14 protein-coding genes and 1 tRNA gene are annotated in these 15185 nt (G+C 65.3%); 8 read left to right on the top strand and 7 right to left on the bottom strand.

Annotated elements, in window-relative coordinates:
• The first annotated feature begins 62 nt into the window (after nucleotides 1–62).
• From CH302_RS18810 to clpX, 6 genes are all read left to right on the top strand, one after another.
• Nucleotides 63–136, top strand: a tRNA-Pro gene (locus CH302_RS18810).
• Between the two features lie 112 nt (nucleotides 137–248).
• Nucleotides 249–1628, top strand: a complete 1380-nt coding sequence (gene tig, locus CH302_RS18805; RefSeq protein WP_037193166.1) for a trigger factor — start codon at nucleotides 249–251, stop codon at nucleotides 1626–1628.
• A 100-nt stretch (nucleotides 1629–1728) separates the two neighbouring features.
• Entirely contained in the window at nucleotides 1729–2361 is a 633-nt protein-coding gene (locus CH302_RS18800; RefSeq protein WP_032379221.1) for an ATP-dependent Clp protease proteolytic subunit, read from the top strand.
• A gap of 47 nt (nucleotides 2362–2408) precedes the next feature.
• On the top strand, nucleotides 2409–3050 hold the full coding sequence (locus CH302_RS18795) for an ATP-dependent Clp protease proteolytic subunit (protein WP_008715342.1): 642 nt from the start codon (nucleotides 2409–2411) through the stop codon (nucleotides 3048–3050).
• A 64-nt stretch (nucleotides 3051–3114) separates the two neighbouring features.
• Complete coding sequence (locus tag CH302_RS30170) at nucleotides 3115–3261, top strand: hypothetical protein (RefSeq protein ID WP_155292938.1); 147 nt, start codon at nucleotides 3115–3117, stop codon at nucleotides 3259–3261.
• Between the two features lie 86 nt (nucleotides 3262–3347).
• Complete coding sequence (clpX, locus tag CH302_RS18790) at nucleotides 3348–4628, top strand: ATP-dependent Clp protease ATP-binding subunit ClpX (protein WP_027497577.1); 1281 nt, start codon at nucleotides 3348–3350, stop codon at nucleotides 4626–4628.
• Nucleotides 4629–4705: 77 nt separating this feature from the next.
• On the opposite strand, the gene CH302_RS18785 is transcribed toward clpX, so the two are convergent.
• The 3 genes from CH302_RS18785 to CH302_RS18775 all read right to left on the bottom strand — a co-directional run bounded on the left by CH302_RS18785 (nucleotide 4706) and on the right by CH302_RS18775 (nucleotide 7742).
• Nucleotides 4706–5518: an N-acyl homoserine lactonase family protein gene (locus CH302_RS18785; RefSeq protein ID WP_230596349.1), complete on the bottom strand. Its 813-nt coding sequence runs from the start codon at nucleotides 5516–5518 to the stop codon at nucleotides 4706–4708.
• Nucleotides 5515–6885, bottom strand: coding sequence for an MFS transporter (locus tag CH302_RS18780; RefSeq protein ID WP_037193164.1), 1371 nt, complete (start codon nucleotides 6883–6885; stop codon nucleotides 5515–5517). Before CH302_RS18780 ends, CH302_RS18785 begins: the two co-directional genes overlap by 4 nt.
• Nucleotides 6886–7064: 179 nt before the next feature.
• Nucleotides 7065–7742, bottom strand: coding sequence for a TetR/AcrR family transcriptional regulator (locus CH302_RS18775; protein ID WP_052047858.1), 678 nt, complete (start codon nucleotides 7740–7742; stop codon nucleotides 7065–7067).
• A gap of 110 nt (nucleotides 7743–7852) precedes the next feature.
• Between CH302_RS18775 and CH302_RS18770 the strand changes: the two genes are divergently transcribed.
• Both CH302_RS18770 and CH302_RS18765 read left to right on the top strand, forming a co-directional pair.
• A complete protein-coding gene (locus CH302_RS18770; RefSeq protein WP_037193161.1) occupies nucleotides 7853–8740 on the top strand; it encodes a shikimate dehydrogenase in 888 nt (295 codons plus the stop codon).
• On the top strand, nucleotides 8737–10626 hold the full coding sequence (locus CH302_RS18765) for a sugar phosphate isomerase/epimerase and 4-hydroxyphenylpyruvate domain-containing protein (RefSeq protein WP_037193159.1): 1890 nt from the start codon (nucleotides 8737–8739) through the stop codon (nucleotides 10624–10626). The genes CH302_RS18770 and CH302_RS18765 overlap by 4 nt, the downstream gene beginning before the upstream one ends.
• A 4-nt stretch (nucleotides 10627–10630) precedes the next feature.
• On the opposite strand, the gene CH302_RS18760 is transcribed toward CH302_RS18765, so the two are convergent.
• From CH302_RS18760 to pcaB, 4 genes are read right to left on the bottom strand one after another with little or no spacing between them, the layout of a single operon-like run.
• Complete coding sequence (locus CH302_RS18760; protein WP_037193157.1) at nucleotides 10631–11842, bottom strand: acetyl-CoA C-acetyltransferase; 1212 nt, start codon at nucleotides 11840–11842, stop codon at nucleotides 10631–10633.
• A complete protein-coding gene (locus tag CH302_RS18755; protein ID WP_037193155.1) occupies nucleotides 11835–12656 on the bottom strand; it encodes an IclR family transcriptional regulator in 822 nt (273 codons plus the stop codon). The genes CH302_RS18760 and CH302_RS18755 overlap by 8 nt, the downstream gene beginning before the upstream one ends.
• A complete protein-coding gene (pcaDC, locus tag CH302_RS18750; RefSeq protein ID WP_037193152.1) occupies nucleotides 12653–13822 on the bottom strand; it encodes a bifunctional 3-oxoadipate enol-lactonase/4-carboxymuconolactone decarboxylase PcaDC in 1170 nt (389 codons plus the stop codon). Before pcaDC ends, CH302_RS18755 begins: the two co-directional genes overlap by 4 nt.
• A complete protein-coding gene (gene pcaB, locus CH302_RS18745; RefSeq protein ID WP_037193150.1) occupies nucleotides 13819–15168 on the bottom strand; it encodes a 3-carboxy-cis,cis-muconate cycloisomerase in 1350 nt (449 codons plus the stop codon). The genes pcaDC and pcaB overlap by 4 nt, the downstream gene beginning before the upstream one ends.
• Nucleotides 15169–15185 lie beyond the last annotated feature (17 nt).

The following is a 15185-nucleotide window of genomic DNA, read 5'->3' as shown; positions in this document are numbered from 1 at the left end:
CGCCTTCGGTGGGGCGCCGATGAGGGGCTACTATCGGTTGCTGTTCAATGGTGTGGGTACGACGGGGTGTGGCGCAGCTTGGTAGCGCATCCGCTTTGGGAGCGGAGGGTCGCAGGTTCAATTCCTGTCACCCCGACAAATGAGGGCCGCAGGCACGGTTCGCCGTGTTCGCGGCGAGCGAGGTAAGACCGCAAGCCAGCACCGTAAGCACCACCAGCAAGCAAGAATTACCAGAAGGAGCATGTTCCGTGAAGAGCACCGTCGAGCAGCTGAGCCCGACGCGAGTCCGTATCAACGTTGAGGTGCCCTTCGAGGAGCTCAAGCCTGATTTCGACCGCGCGTACAAGGCTTTGGCTCAGCAGATCCGCCTCCCCGGCTTCCGTCCCGGCAAGGCTCCGGCCAAGTTGCTCGAAGCGCGCGTCGGCCGTGGGGCAGTTCTCGAGCAGGTCGTCAACGACGCTCTTCCCTCCCGTTACTCCGAGGCCGTGACCAACGAGAAGGTCAAGGTCATCGGCCAGCCCGAGATCGAGATCACCAAGATCGAGGACGGCACCGAGCTCACGTTCACCGCCGAGGTCGACGTGCGTCCCGAGATCGATCTGCCCGACTACTCGACCATCAGCGTCGTCGTCGATCCGCTCGAGATCAAGGACGAGGCCGTCGACGAGCAGCTGCAGTCGCTGCGCCAGCGCTTCGGCACCTTGACCGGTGTCGATCGCCCGGTCCAGTCCGGTGACTTCGTCTCGATCGACCTCTCGGCCACTGTCGACGGCGAGAACGTGGAAGAGGCAACCGCGAGCGGACTGTCCCACGAGGTCGGCTCCGGCCAGCTCATCGAGGGACTCGACGACGCGATCATCGGCGTCTCGGCCGACGAGTCGAAGGAGTTCACCTCCACCCTGGTCGCCGGCGAGTACGCGGGCAAGGAAGCTGTCGTCACGGTCAAGGTCGTGTCCGTCAAGGAGCGCGAGCTGCCCGAGGCCGACGACGAGTTCGCTCAGCTCGCCAGCGAGTTCGACACGTTCGACGAGTTGCTGGCCGATCTGAAGACGCGCGTCGAGCGAGTCGCGAAGGTCGAGCAGGCCGGTCAGATCCGCGACAAGGTGCTCGAGACGCTGCTCGAGACCCTCGACATCCCGGCTCCCGAGGCCGTCGTCAAGGCCGAGGTCGATTCCCAGGTGCACGAGGCCATCCACGGCCTCGACCACAACGAGGAAGCACTCGCCGAGCTGCTCGAATCGCAGGGTTCGAGCCGCGAGGAATTCGACAAGGACGTCAAGGAAGGTGCCGAGAAGTCGGTGCGTACCCAGCTCCTTCTCGATGCGATCGCCGAGGCCGAGAACACGCAGGTCGGGCAGGAAGAGCTCACCGAGCGGATCATCTTCCAGGCGCAGCGCTACGGCATGCCGCCCGAGCAGTTCATTCAGCAGGTGCAGCAGGCCAACCAGCTCGGTGCCGTCTTCGCAGACGTCAAGCGCGGTAAGGCCCTTGCATCGGTCGTCGAGCGCGTCACCGTGACCGACACCAACGGTGCGAGCGTCGATACGGCCGAGCTGTTCGGCAGCCCCGCCGATGCTCCCGACGAGGTCGAAGCAGCAGATTCTTCCGAGGGCGAACAAGAGAAGTAACGCTCACAGCGAACGACGGCGGTTCCGGGACTCCGGAGCCGCCGTCTTTCGTTAGTGTCTGTGTCAGGAACCAACGATTTGTTATGAAAAGGCAGGTACCGTGACTGTTCAGAATCCGGCGGCTTCGCACGAGCAGAGTCCCGTCATGACTTCGGCCGCAGCAGGCCTGAATCTCAGCGACTCCGTGTACGAGCGTCTGCTTCAAAACCGCATCATTTTCCTCGGTACCCAGGTCGACGACGACATCGCCAACAAGTTGTGCGCGCAGATCCTGCTGCTCTCCGCCGAGGATGCCACCCGCGACATCTCGCTGTACATCAACTCGCCCGGTGGCTCGGTCACCGCGGGTATGGCCATCTTCGACACGATGGAATTCGCCGAGTGCGACATCGCGACGTACGGAATGGGTCTGGCTGCCTCGATGGGTCAGTTCCTGCTCTCGGCCGGAGCCAAGGGCAAGCGCTACGCGCTGCCGCACGCGCGCATCATGATGCACCAGCCCTCGGCCGGAATCGGCGGCAGCGCCTCCGACATCGCCATCATGGCCGAGCAGTTCGCGCACACCAAGCGTGAGATGGCCGAGCTCATCGCTCAGCACACCGGCCAGACCGTCGAGCAGATCACCGAGGACTCCGATCGCGACCGGTGGTTCACCGCGCAAGCAGCCAAGGAATACGGGTTCGTGGACCACGTCGTCAGCCGCGCGCAGCAGGCCGGCGGAATCGGCGAGTAATTCGGCCGCTCCCGGCGACCCTCGATCACTTACATCTTGGAGAAACGATGACAAACCTGTTCGACCCCAATCAGCTGCCGTCCTCCCGATACATCCTGCCGTCCTTCGTCGAGCACTCCAGCTACGGCGTGAAGGAATCGAACCCGTACAACAAGCTGTTCGAGGAGCGCATCATCTTCCTCGGCGTCCAGGTCGACGACGCGTCCGCCAACGACGTCATGGCACAGCTGCTGGTGCTCGAGGGACTCGATCCCGACCGAGACATCACCATGTACATCAACTCGCCCGGTGGCTCGTTCACCTCGCTGATGGCGATCTACGACACGATGCAGTACGTCCGCGCCGATGTTGCGACCGTCTGCCTCGGCCAGGCCGCGTCTGCCGCCGCTGTCCTGCTCGCCGCCGGCACTCCCGGCAAGCGTGCAGCACTGCCCAACGCACGCGTGCTGATTCACCAGCCCTCGAGTGGTGGCATTCAGGGCCAGGTGTCCGACCTGGAGATCCAGGCCGCCGAGATCGAGCGCATGCGTCGACTCATGGAGACCACTCTCGGCCGCCACACCGGCAAGGATCCCGACGTCATCCGCAAGGACACCGATCGCGACAAGATCCTCACCGCAGAGCAGGCCAAGGACTACGGGATCATCGACACCGTGTTCGAGTACCGCAAGCTCTCCGCGCAGAAGTAGCAGAGCGAGTACCACCGGTCGGACCGGATCGGTCCGGCAGAAGATTCCGACGCCGGGTGTGAGTGTGAAACTCCGCCCGGCGGTCGCGATCGACGACCCGAATGCTGCATTCGGCGAAATCGGGTGGCGAATCACCGGAAACAACCCGCCCATGTTCGGCGAACACGGGTACCGTCGCATCCAAGAACTCGGTCGACCGAAGTCGGCATGACGACAGACCGAGAAGTAGCCCACGAAGGTTTCGGCCACACCCGGTCGGCGTGGGTCGTACGCGGACAAGGAAGTAGGAACCTCCGAATGGCACGCATCGGTGACGGTGGCGATCTGCTGAAGTGCTCCTTCTGCGGCAAGAGCCAGAAGCAGGTCAAGAAGCTCATCGCTGGACCAGGGGTGTACATCTGCGACGAGTGCATCGACCTCTGCAACGAGATCATCGAAGAGGAATTGGCCGAATCGAGCGAAGTCAAGCTCGACGACCTCCCCAAGCCCTCCGAGATCAAGGACTTTCTCGAGAACTACGTGATCGGTCAGGACGCTGCCAAGCGCACGTTGGCCGTCGCGGTCTACAACCACTACAAGCGCATTCAGGCCGGTGACAAGGCGCGCGACGTGCGAGGCGAATCCGTCGAACTGGCGAAGTCGAACATCTTGATGCTCGGACCGACGGGGTGTGGAAAGACGTACCTCGCGCAGACCCTGGCCAAGATGCTCAACGTGCCCTTCGCCATCGCCGACGCCACCGCCCTCACCGAGGCCGGCTACGTGGGCGAGGATGTCGAGAACATCCTGCTCAAGCTGATCCAGGCCGCGGACTACGACGTCAAGCGCGCCGAGACCGGCATCATCTACATCGACGAGGTCGACAAGATCGCGCGCAAGAGCGAGAACCCGTCGATCACGCGCGACGTGTCCGGCGAAGGCGTGCAGCAGGCGCTGCTCAAGATCCTGGAAGGAACCCAGGCCAGCGTGCCGCCGCAGGGCGGTCGCAAGCATCCGCATCAGGAGTTCATCCAGATCGACACCACCAATGTGCTCTTCATCGTCGCCGGTGCATTCGCCGGACTCGAGAAGATCGTGTCCGATCGGGTCGGTAAGCGCGGGCTCGGCTTCGGAGCCGAAGTTCGCTCCAAGGCCGAGATCGACACGCAGGATCACTTCGCCGAGGTGATGCCCGAGGATCTGATCAAGTTCGGTCTGATTCCCGAGTTCATCGGTCGACTGCCGATGATCGCGTCGGTGACGAACCTGGACAAGGAATCGCTCGTGACGATTCTGTCCGAGCCGAAGAACGCGCTGGTCAAGCAGTACCGCCGCTTGTTCGACATGGACGGCGTCGAGCTCGAGTTCACCAGCGAGGCCCTCGAGGCAATCGCAGACCAGGCGATCCTGCGCGGAACCGGTGCTCGTGGATTGCGCGCCATCATGGAAGAAGTTCTGCTTCCGGTGATGTACGACATCCCGAGCCGCGACGACGTCGAGAAGGTCGTCGTGACTGCCGAGACCGTCAACGACAACGTGCTGCCGACCATCGTGCCGCGCAAGCCCGAACGTCCGGAGCGCCGCGACAAGTCCGCCTGATACGCGCCGATCCATCAGCTGAACGACGAATCCCCGACCTCATCGCGAGGTCGGGGATTTGTCGTTTCTCGCTGTGTTCAGCCGATGATCACCGCGTGCGCGCCCGGTGCGTCGGGCACGGCGGGAAATCGGCGTCGAACCAGTGGATCGTGGCCTGGTACGACGATGCCGGTGCCCGCGGCGAGCTCCCGGATTCGGTCGAAGGCCCCGTACATGTCCGGCAGAGCATGCAGGATCGCGAACGGGCTGTCGTCCTCGATGTTCTCGTAGAAATGACTGGCGTCGGAGGCCAACACCACCGGGCCACGCTCGGTGTTCACCCTGACCACCTGCATGCCTGCGGTGTGTCCCCCGACCGCGTGAACGGACAGCCCGGGAAACAGGTCCAGATCGCCGTCGACGAGGTCGAGCCGAGCGCCTCGATCGGCGGATTCGATGTGTTCGGTGTCGGCTCCCGAGTGCAACCACTGTTCTCGGGTGATGCGGGCGGCCCACGGCCCGGTCCAGTATTCGAGCTCTTTGCGCTGCACCACGTATCGCGCGGTCGGAAGTTCCGCGACGACCCCGGTGTGGTCGTAGTGCAGATGGGTCAGGATGCAGGTGCCGATGTCGTTCGGTGTGAGGCCGAGTTCGCCGAGCAGGTCGATGGGTGACCCGTGATAGTCGAGCCCGTCCATCGATTCTGCTGTGGCGGGGGAAATTCCGGCGTCGATCAGCACCGTGCGGGTGTCCGACAGGGCGAGCCACACGTAGTAGGCCACCGCCTGGTTTTCGGTGCTGCGCTCGTCACGTTGGTGAAAGAGATTGCTGCGCAATGCTGTTCGGCCGGCATACTGCAGGGCGAGCACCGTCCAGGTGCCCGCCGCTGCAGGTCGAAGTGCGTCGATCACGATCTCGGTAAGATCGACGCGACGCGTGCGCTGTCGGTGGTGCGGGTCGGGACACCGAGCTCGTCGGTGGGGGTACGGAAGGTCTCCTTCGAAGTCGCGACGATGATGACGTTGATGGTGCAGAAGACCGCGGTGACGATCGCGACGGGCAGCCACGCACCGACCTCGGCTCCGGCGATCGCCCCTGCGATGGTCGGCGCGAATCCTGCGATGGCGAAACCGATCTGGGTTCCCAGCGCGGTTCCGGTCAGGCGAACCCGGGCCGGGAACATCTCACCGTAGAACGAGGGCCAGACGCCGCCGGTGGCGCTGTGCACGAATCCGAACATCACGATGCCGAAGACGAAGATGAGGACGTAGTTGCCGCTCGAGATGGACCACAGGTAGCCGAACATCAGGATCGCGCAACCGATGGAGCCGAACAGGAACACCGGCTTGCGTCCGATGCGATCCGACAGGGCGCCGAAGAAGGGCAACGCGAAGAGTGCGACGACGTTGGCGAGAACGCCGACCCACAGCATGGGGGTGCGTTCGAGGCCGACGGTGTTCACGGCGTAGGACAGGGCGTAGACGGTGAAGATGGTGCTGACGGAGGCGATCATGGCGGCCAGCATGACGCGGACCACGGCCGGTCGATGCTCGCTGAGCAGCTCGGTCACGGGCAGGCGCTGCGGTTCGTTGGAGGCCACTTCTTCCTCGAAGACCGGGGTCTCGTCGAGCGAGCGGCGGATCACGAAGGCGGCGACGACGACGAAGGCACTGAGGAAGAACGGGATTCGCCAACCCCAGCTGAGCAGCGCTTCCTCGGGGAGCATGGCGACGGGCAGGAACACCGCGGTGGCGAGAATCTGTCCGCCCTGGGTGCCGCTGAGGGTGAAGCTGGTGAAGAACGCGCGCCTGTTGTCCGGGGCGTGTTCGAGCGTCATCGAGTTCGCTCCGGCCTGCTCACCGCCGGCAGAGAATCCCTGGCACAACCGAAGCAGCACCAGGATGATGGGCGCGGCGATGCCGATGGATTCGTAGGAGGGCAGGACGCCGACGCCCAGGGTGGCGATACCCATCAGCAGGACGGTGGCGACCATGACCTTCTTGCGTCCGTAGCGATCACCGATGTGGCCGAGGACCAGGGCACCGAGCGGACGTGCGAGGTAGCCGACGCCGAAGGTGGCCAGGGCCAGCAGGGTTCCGGTCGCCGGGTTGGAGCCCGGGAAGAACACGCGGCCGAAGACGAGTGCGGCTGCGGTGCCGTAGATGAAGAAGTCGTAGTACTCGAGGGCGCTTCCGACCCACGCGGCGGTCGCCGCTTTACGCGGGTTCGCCCCGGGGCGAAGCGGCGTCGGGTGGGTGCCAGGGTTGTGCGAATCCATCGTTCTCGTGTCTCTCTTCGTGAGGCGGGGGAGCTTAGGCGCTGGTCGACGACGCGTTCTACGGCGATCGGACCGCTAATGTACTAAACGGTTAACACCGGGTGCCTCTGAATAGTGAACGTGATCCATGCCACGTGTCAACCCCTGAAGTGACGAGACCTACCGAGACGGCGTGAATATCAGCGAGAAGGCGAGGTCAGGAACGCGATGATCATGTCCCCGAGCATCGAGCGCAGACGCTCGCGATGCTGGGGATCGGTGAGGTCGCGGCCGAAGAGGGCCTCGAAGGTGTACCGGTTCGACAGCCGGAACACGCAGAAGCTGCTGATCGTCATGTGCACGTCGAGGGCATCGACATCCGTTCGGAACACCCCGTCGGCCTGTCCTCGGGTCAGGATCCTCGACAGCAGTTCCGCAGCGGGATTGCCGAGGTTGCTCAATGCCTCGGACGTGGAGATGTGTTCGCCGCGCAGGATGTTCTCGGTGGAGACCAGGCGGATGAAGTCGGGATTCTCCTCGTGGTGGTCGAACGTCAGTGATGCGATGGCGCGAATGGCTTCGATCGGTCCGAGGCCCTCGACGTCGACGTCTCGCTCCCGCTCACGAATGCGCAGGTAGGACCGCTCGAGAACGGCCTTGTACAGGCCTTCCTTGTCGGTGAAGTAGTAGTACAACATCCGCTTGGTCGTGTGCGTGCGCTGGGCGATCTCGTCGATGCGCGCCCCTGCAAATCCTTTGTCCGCGAACTCCTCGGTGGCCACCTCGAGGATGTTGTGCCGGGTCAGGTCGCTGTTGCGTCGACGTTTGACGGTGGGTCCGCTGGTGTCGTCGGACGTGTCGGTTGCGCGCGGAGCCATGGATCAACTCTATCGGCGCCGATTCCGGCGAAAGGGTTGGGCGCGAGGCGGACGCGTAGTACCGTCGAGCTAATTCACCAATTCGTACATTAAGGCTCGAGGAGATCGACATGCCGGAATCCCTGCTCTGCGGACTGATCGGGACGGGTATCGGCAAGTCGCTCACGCCCGCGATGCACGAACGGGAGGGCGCCGAGCACGGGCTGACCTATCAGTACCGAATTATCGATCTGGACAGCCGAGGACTGACCGTCCTGGACCTGCCCCGTCTCGTCTCGACCGCCGCAGACCTCGGATTTCGAGGACTCAACATCACGCACCCGTGCAAGCAACGCGTCATCTCCACTCTCGATGCGCTCTCCGAGGACGCATCCCGACTCGGAGCCGTCAACACCGTGGTGTTCGCGGACGGCCGAGCCGTCGGCCACAACACCGACTGGTCCGGATTCGATCGCAACTTCGGCCGAGGCCTACCCGGTGCCGACATCGGTGACGTGGTGCAACTCGGTGCCGGGGGAGCGGGTGCAGCAGTTGCCTACGCGATGGCCCGCCGCGGCGCAGGCAGGCTCACTCTCGTGGACGCCGATCCGCTTCGGGCGCAACAACTTCGTGAATCCCTGTCGGCGATGTTCCCGGACGTCGAGATCCTCTCGGCAGGCCTCGACCGGCTCGCCGCCGTTCTCGACACGGCAACCGGGCTGGTGCACGCCACTCCGATCGGAATGGTGGAGCATCCCGGATCTGCTGTGCCCGAGGCACTCCTGAATCCGAGCATGTGGGTCGCCGAGGTCGTGTATCGACCCGCCGAGACCGAGTTGCTCGCTGCCGCATCACGAGCTGGATGCCGAACGCTCAGCGGAACCGGAATGGCGGTGTTCCAGGCCGCCGACGCCTTCGAGATATTCACCGGACGCACCGCCGACGCCGATCGCATGATCGCCCACATGAGCTCGCTGATCGCACTGGAGGATCGTGCGACCGCAGGTGCTCTCGCATGAAGCACATCGCCACATCGGTGGCCACGGTATCGCTCAGTGGTTCGCTGGACGAGAAGATGCGCGCCATCGCAGACGCCGGGTTCGACGGCTTCGAGGTGTTCGAGCCGGACTTGATCAGCTCACCTGACCTTCCCGAGGACATCGCGAAGAAGGCAGCCGACCTCGGTTTGACCCTCGATCTCTATCAGCCCTTTCGCGACGCCGACTCGGCCGACCCGGAACAGTTCGCCCGCAACCTCGTTCGCGCCGAACACAAATTCGACGTGATGGAACAGCTGGGATGCGATCTGCTGTTGGTCTGCTCCTCGCCGCTGGCCGGTGCCGTCCGTGACGACGCCCTGCTGGTCGAACAGATGGCAACCCTTGCCGAGCGTGCGCATCGGCGCGGAATGCGACTCGCGTACGAGGCGTTGGCGTGGGGTGCCCACGTCAACACCTACCGCCACGCCTGGGACATCGTCCGGCAGGTCGATCATCCCGCGCTGGGAACGTGCCTGGACAGCTTCCACATCCTCTCCCGCGGTGACGATTCCGCAGGCATTCGCGAGATCCCCGGCGAGAAGATCTTCTTCCTCCAGTTGGCCGATGCCCCGCACCTGGTGATGGACGTACTGCAGTGGAGCAGGCATCACCGATGCTTCCCCGGTCAGGGCAGCTTCGATCTGGCGCGCTTCGGTGCCGATGTCGCGGCCTCCGGGTATTCCGGCCCGTGGTCACTCGAAATCTTCAACGACGTCTTCCGCCACTCCGACACCGGCCGCACGGCATCCGACGCGCATCGGTCGCTGCTGTACCTCCAGGAGCAGGTGCGCAGCGTCGAAACACCCTCTGCCGGCAACGATCTGTTCGCACCGCCACCGCCGGGCCCGATCGAGAACGTCGTCTCCCTGCGGATCGCGGCAGGGCCGGCGAAGGCAGCGCAGCTGGGCACCACACTGCGGCACCTGGGCTTCGATCTGACCGCAGCACACAGCGAACACGGACTGAGCCTGTTCACCCAGGGTCCGCTGGCCGTCGCCGTCGACACCACGGTGGACACGCTGTGGACCGCGCCGGGCGTCCCGGCTCACCTACCGGCGTTGGCGCAGATCGGGATTCGCAGCGAACGACCGGATCTGTGGCTGACTCGGGCACGCGCACTGGGAGTCACCGCGTCCACCGTCTCGATGCCCGGTGTGGCAGACGCGACCGATGCAGTGGTGCGCCTGGCCGTGACCGGTGCGACGTCGCTGGACCTACGTACCCGCGACAGCGCGGGAGCCTGGCAGTCGGCATTCGATCTGGTGCCGAGGGTCGTGGAGGAGAACCGGGCGTGCGTCTCCCACGTGGATCACATCGCCCTCGCCGTGCCCGCCGAGAGCTGGGACGGCGTTATGCTGCTGCTGCGCTCGGTGTTCGGCATGGTGCCACACGAGGGCCAGGACGTCGTCGACGCGATCGGCCTGGTACGTAGCCGAGCACTCACACTCGCCACCGCCAACGGCACGATCAGGCTCTCGCTCAACATGGTTCCCGGCCGTCCGTCCGACTCGGACCCTCTGCCCGCGGCCCGGCGCGGAGGCGTCGGACATGTGGCGTTCGGGTGCGAGGACATCTACGCCGCCGCGCGAGCCACGACCGAACGCGGCCTCACCCCGCTCCGGATTTCACCCAACTACTATCGCGACCTCGACGCGCGATTCGGGCTCGGCTCCGAGACGCTGGAGGCGATGCAGCGTCTCGGGATCCTGTACGACGCGGACGCGACCGGCGGTGAGTTCTTCCACTTCTTCACCGAAACCGTGGGCGACGACCTGTTCTTCGAGGTGGTCCAGCGAGTGGGTGGCTACGAGGGCTACGGGGAGACCAATTCGGCTGTGCGACTGGCGGCGCAACTGCAGTCCTGATCGATCAGCCGATTCGCTCGAACACTGCAGCAAGTCCCTGGCCGCCGCCGATGCACATCGTCTCGAGTCCGTAGCGGACCTCTCGTCGGTCCATTTCGCGCAACAGCGTCGCCAGGATGCGGGCACCGGTGGCACCGACGGGATGGCCGAGCGAGATGCCGGAACCGTGTGGGTTCAGCCGCGGATCGTCGGACTCGATGCCCCACGACCGGGTGACGGCGAGAGCCTGAGCGGCGAACGCTTCGTTGAGTTCGATGACGCCCATGTCGTCGAGACTCAGTCCGAGCCGCCCGAGCGCCTTCTCGCTCGCCGGGACCGGTCCGATACCCATCGTCCGTGGGGCGACACCGGCCACGCCCCAGCCGGCCAATCGCGCCAGCGGCCGAAGGCCGAGCGCGGCAGCTCTTTCCGGGGTGGTGACGATCGCGATCGCGGCGCCGTCGTTCTGTCCGCTGGCGTTGCCTGCGGTGACGGTGGACTCCGGGTCCACCGACGCGCGGATCGCCTTCAGCTTCGCCAGTGACTCCACGGTGGTGTCTGCCCGTGGATGCTCGTCGGTGGTGACGAGCATCGGATCCGATTTGCGTTGGGGGACCGACACTCCCACGATCTCCTCCGCGAACACACCGCTGTTCTGTGCGGCCACTGCACGTCGGTGGGACTGGACTGCGAGTGCGTCCTGATCGGCGCGGCTGATGGAAAATTCTGCGCGCAGGTTCTCTGCGGTCTCGATCATCCCGCCGGGTACCGGAAAGTTCTTGCCGCCCGCGGTCACTCGCGCTCGGGCGAGTCGGTCGGACAGGGCCACCGCCTCGGCCTTGACGCCCCACCGCATGCCGGTGGCGTAGAACTCGGTCTGACTCATACTCTCGACACCGCCGGCCAGAACCAGATCGTTGCCCCCGGATTGCACCTGCATGCACGCCTGCAGTACCGCTTGCAGCCCGGAGCCGCAGCGGCGGTCGACCTGCATCCCGGGGACGTCGATACCCAGATCGGCATCGAGTGCGGCGATGCGTCCGATCGCCGGTGCATCACCGTTGGGGGACGCCTGACCCAGGATGACGTCGTCGATGTCGGCACCGGAGATGCCTGTTCGGGCAACGAGTTCGGAGATGACCGTACTGGCCAGGGCCTGGGCGGAGATGTCTCGGAACTGACCGCCGAAGCGGCCGACCGGTGTTCGAAGGGGTTCGCAGATCACGGCGTCAGGCATGGGTGTTTCCTCGCTTGTCGTTGGGCCCGGTGCTCACCCGGAGCAGGTCGATCTCGATCGCGCGGGTGGCGTCGAGCAGAGCCGGGAGTAGTTCGGTGCGGACTGCATCGGCGGAATGACGCGCAGCTTGAGTCGAGACGTTCGCTGCGGCGACAACCACGCCGTTGTTGTCGTGGATGGGTGCGGCGATCGACCGCAGTCCTTCTTCGAGTTCTTGATCCACCAGACAGAAGCCCTCGCTCCGCACTCGTGCGAGTTCGCGTCCGAGCGCATCGGCAGTGGTGATCGTCTTGCCGGTGAGAGGTGTCAAGCGCACCCGATCGAGGTAGGCCGCGAGTTCCTCGGCAGGCAGTCCGGCCAGCAGCACACGACCCATCGATGTCGCGAACGCGGGGAACCGGGTGCCGATGTTGATGCCGACGGTCATGATGCGGCTGACCGGAACACGGGCGACGTACACCACGTCGTCGCCGTCGAGAATCGAGACCGAGGACGACTCGCGAACTCGTTCGGCGAGAGCCTCGAGGTGCGGCCCCGAGACTTCCGGGAGCGACAGGCTGGACAGATAGCTGTAGCCGAGCTCGAGCACTCGTGGGGTGAGCCAGAACATCGAGCCGTCGGTACGGACGTAGCCGAGTTCGACGAGTGTGAGCAGGAAACGCCGGGCCGTGGCCCGGGTGAGGTCGGTTGCTCGGGCGACATCGGAGAGAGTTCGACGCGGATGCTCGGCGTCGAAGGCTCGGATCACCGCAAGACCACGACCGAGGGACTGGACGTAGTCCGAGGACGGCGGCGGCGATTCCGCGGGGTTCACGAGGTACCCGGTTCGGTCTCGGCGATGGCCGCGTTCGCGAGACCGAATGCGCTGTTGCTGTTCGGAACTCCCGCGTACACCGCGGTGTGCAGGAACACCTCCGCGAGGGTGTCCGGCGCGGTGCCTGCTCGTAGGGCCGCCCGGATGTGCATGTCGAGTTCGTGTTGATTGCCCACGGCCGTCAGGATGGCCAGGGTCAGCAGTCTGCGGGTGTGGTGATCGAGTCCCGGGCGATTCCAGATGTCACCCCATGCGGTGCGGGTGATGAAATCCTGGAACGGTGCGGTGAAATCGGTTCGTGCGGCGATGCTGCGGTCGACGTGCGCATCGCCGAGGATGCTGCGCCGCACCGCCATTCCGGCATCGTGGGCCGCTGCGCGTCCGACGGCATACGCATCCGATCCGATGTGTGCGGCAACGGCCGCGGTGACCGGTCCGGCTTGTTCGACGTTGGCCAGATGTGCGGCCGGGTCGAGTACCCGGAACGTCGATCCGGCGACGCCGTCGGCGATGATCTTCAGGTCCGCGGGGGTGGTCGAGGGATCCTGCAGTCCCGCGATCACCAGGGTCGGAGCGGTGATTCGGCTCAGATCCGAACGAGAATCCCAGTCCGACAACGCCTCACAACATGCTGCGTAGCCCTCGTCCGAGGTATCGACGATCATCCGGCGATGCCGGTCGACGAGATCGGTGTCGCGATCGGCCAGTTCGGGGGTGAACCAGCGCGCGAGTACGGCGTCGGCCACCGACGCCGTTCCCGCCGCTCGGACAGCGGCGGCTCGTTCGAGCCATTGCGCCGGCTCGCCGAACTTCGCCGAGGTGCACAGCAATGTCAGTGTCCGCACGCGCTCCGGGCGATGGATGGCGATCCACTGCGAGACCGCACCGCCGAGGGACAGTCCGACGATGTGCACACGGGCCAGATCGAGTGAATCCAGCAGTGCCACCACGTCTTCGGCGAGTTCGCTCACCGAATAGGGGCCGGGTGGAACCGGAGACCGTCCGTGCCCGCGAAGGTCGACGGAGAGAACGTGAACGGAGGCGGAGAGCGTTCCGATCTGCGGGTTCCACATCGATCGATCCGAGCCGAGCGATCCGATCAGCACGACGGTCTCCGCGTCGGGGCCGGGCCCCTCGGTGCGTTCGTGTGCAAGTGCGACGGTCATCGTGAATCCTTCGATTCTGTGGTGTGTTCGGTGTCGAGGGCATGCTCCGCGAGGATCGCGTCGACCAGTTCGGGTGCGTGGCCGAGATACTCGGCCGGGTCGAGTAGTTCGCGCACCGTCGACGGTGGAAGAAATGCCGTGATGGCAGGGTCGCTGTCCAGCGGGGCTCCCGCCACGCATCGTGCGGTGACTATCTCGCGAGCCTGCTCGGTGTGCGTTGCCAATGCCGCGGTGACACGTTCGGCGAGCAGAGCGCCGCCCGTTGCGTCCAGATTTCGGGCCATCTCTTCGGGATGAACGTGTAACCCGCTCAGGCTCTGCGAGAGTCGATGAGCGGCACCACCGGTGAGGCGCAGCAGATCGGTGATGGTCTCCCATTCGGCATGCCACGCTCCCGCGGCGCGCTGGTGTTCGTGGTCCATGTTCGACAGCACCGTCGCCACCGCACCCGGGACCCGCCGGGCCGCGGCGCGAGCCGTGACGGCCGCAACCGGATTGCGCTTGTGCGGCATCGCCGACGATCCACCCGGCGCGTCCTCCGAGACCTCGCCCAGCTCGGTGGCGGACATCGCCACGATGTCCGCGGCGATCTTGCCGATCGTTCCCGCCGCGATGCCCAAGGAGCACGCGATGTCGGCTATTGCGGTGCGGTCGGTGTGCCAGGGCGCGGTCTGTCGAGCCAAGCCCAGTTCGACGGCAAGCGCCGCGGCAATGACCGGTCCGTGTGGATGCACGGCCGCGAGAGTGCCTGCAGCTCCGCCATACTGGACGGTGCACGCGCGTCGAACGGCAGCAACCCTGGTCCGCGCGCGGCACAGCCCCGAGAACCAGTTCGCAGCCACCAGGCCGAAGGTTGTGGGCAATGCCTGCTGGCCGAGAGTGCGGGCCGCCATCGGGGTGGTCCGGTGGGCCAGGGCGAGACCTCGCGCAGCGGCACTCGCAGCGTCGAGCGAGGCCTCGATGACACCGAGTGCATCGCGGGAGACGAGCATCAGTGCGGTGTCCATGACGTCCTGGCTGGTGGCCCCCGGATGTACTGCGGTGGCAGGAACCCCGGCCTCGGCCACCTCGTTCCGAAGGATCTTCACCAGCGGGATCACCGGATTGCCCCCGGCCGTCGCGTCCACTCCGAGCCTCGCGATGTCCAGTTGCGCCCCGAGTTCGGCCGCAGCAGTGGTGATGACCTCGGCGTGACCGGCGTCGACGAGACCGACCGAGACTGCGGACCGGGAGAGCGCCGCCTCGACGGCGAACATCGCTGTCACCCAGGCCCGGTCGCCCACGAACGGCGCAACCTCGTCGCTACCGAACGTCGGATCGAACAGTGCCCCTCGTTCGGATTCCATCGTCCCCTTTCGCCAAT

Origin of the sequence: Rhodococcus sp. 15-2388-1-1a, from assembly GCF_002259145.1 — a bacterium.
In the GTDB taxonomy this organism is placed as follows: domain Bacteria; phylum Actinomycetota; class Actinomycetes; order Mycobacteriales; family Mycobacteriaceae; genus Rhodococcoides.
The sequence above is the reverse complement of the archived record's forward strand: the minus strand, read 5'-3'. Positions and strand labels throughout refer to the sequence as shown.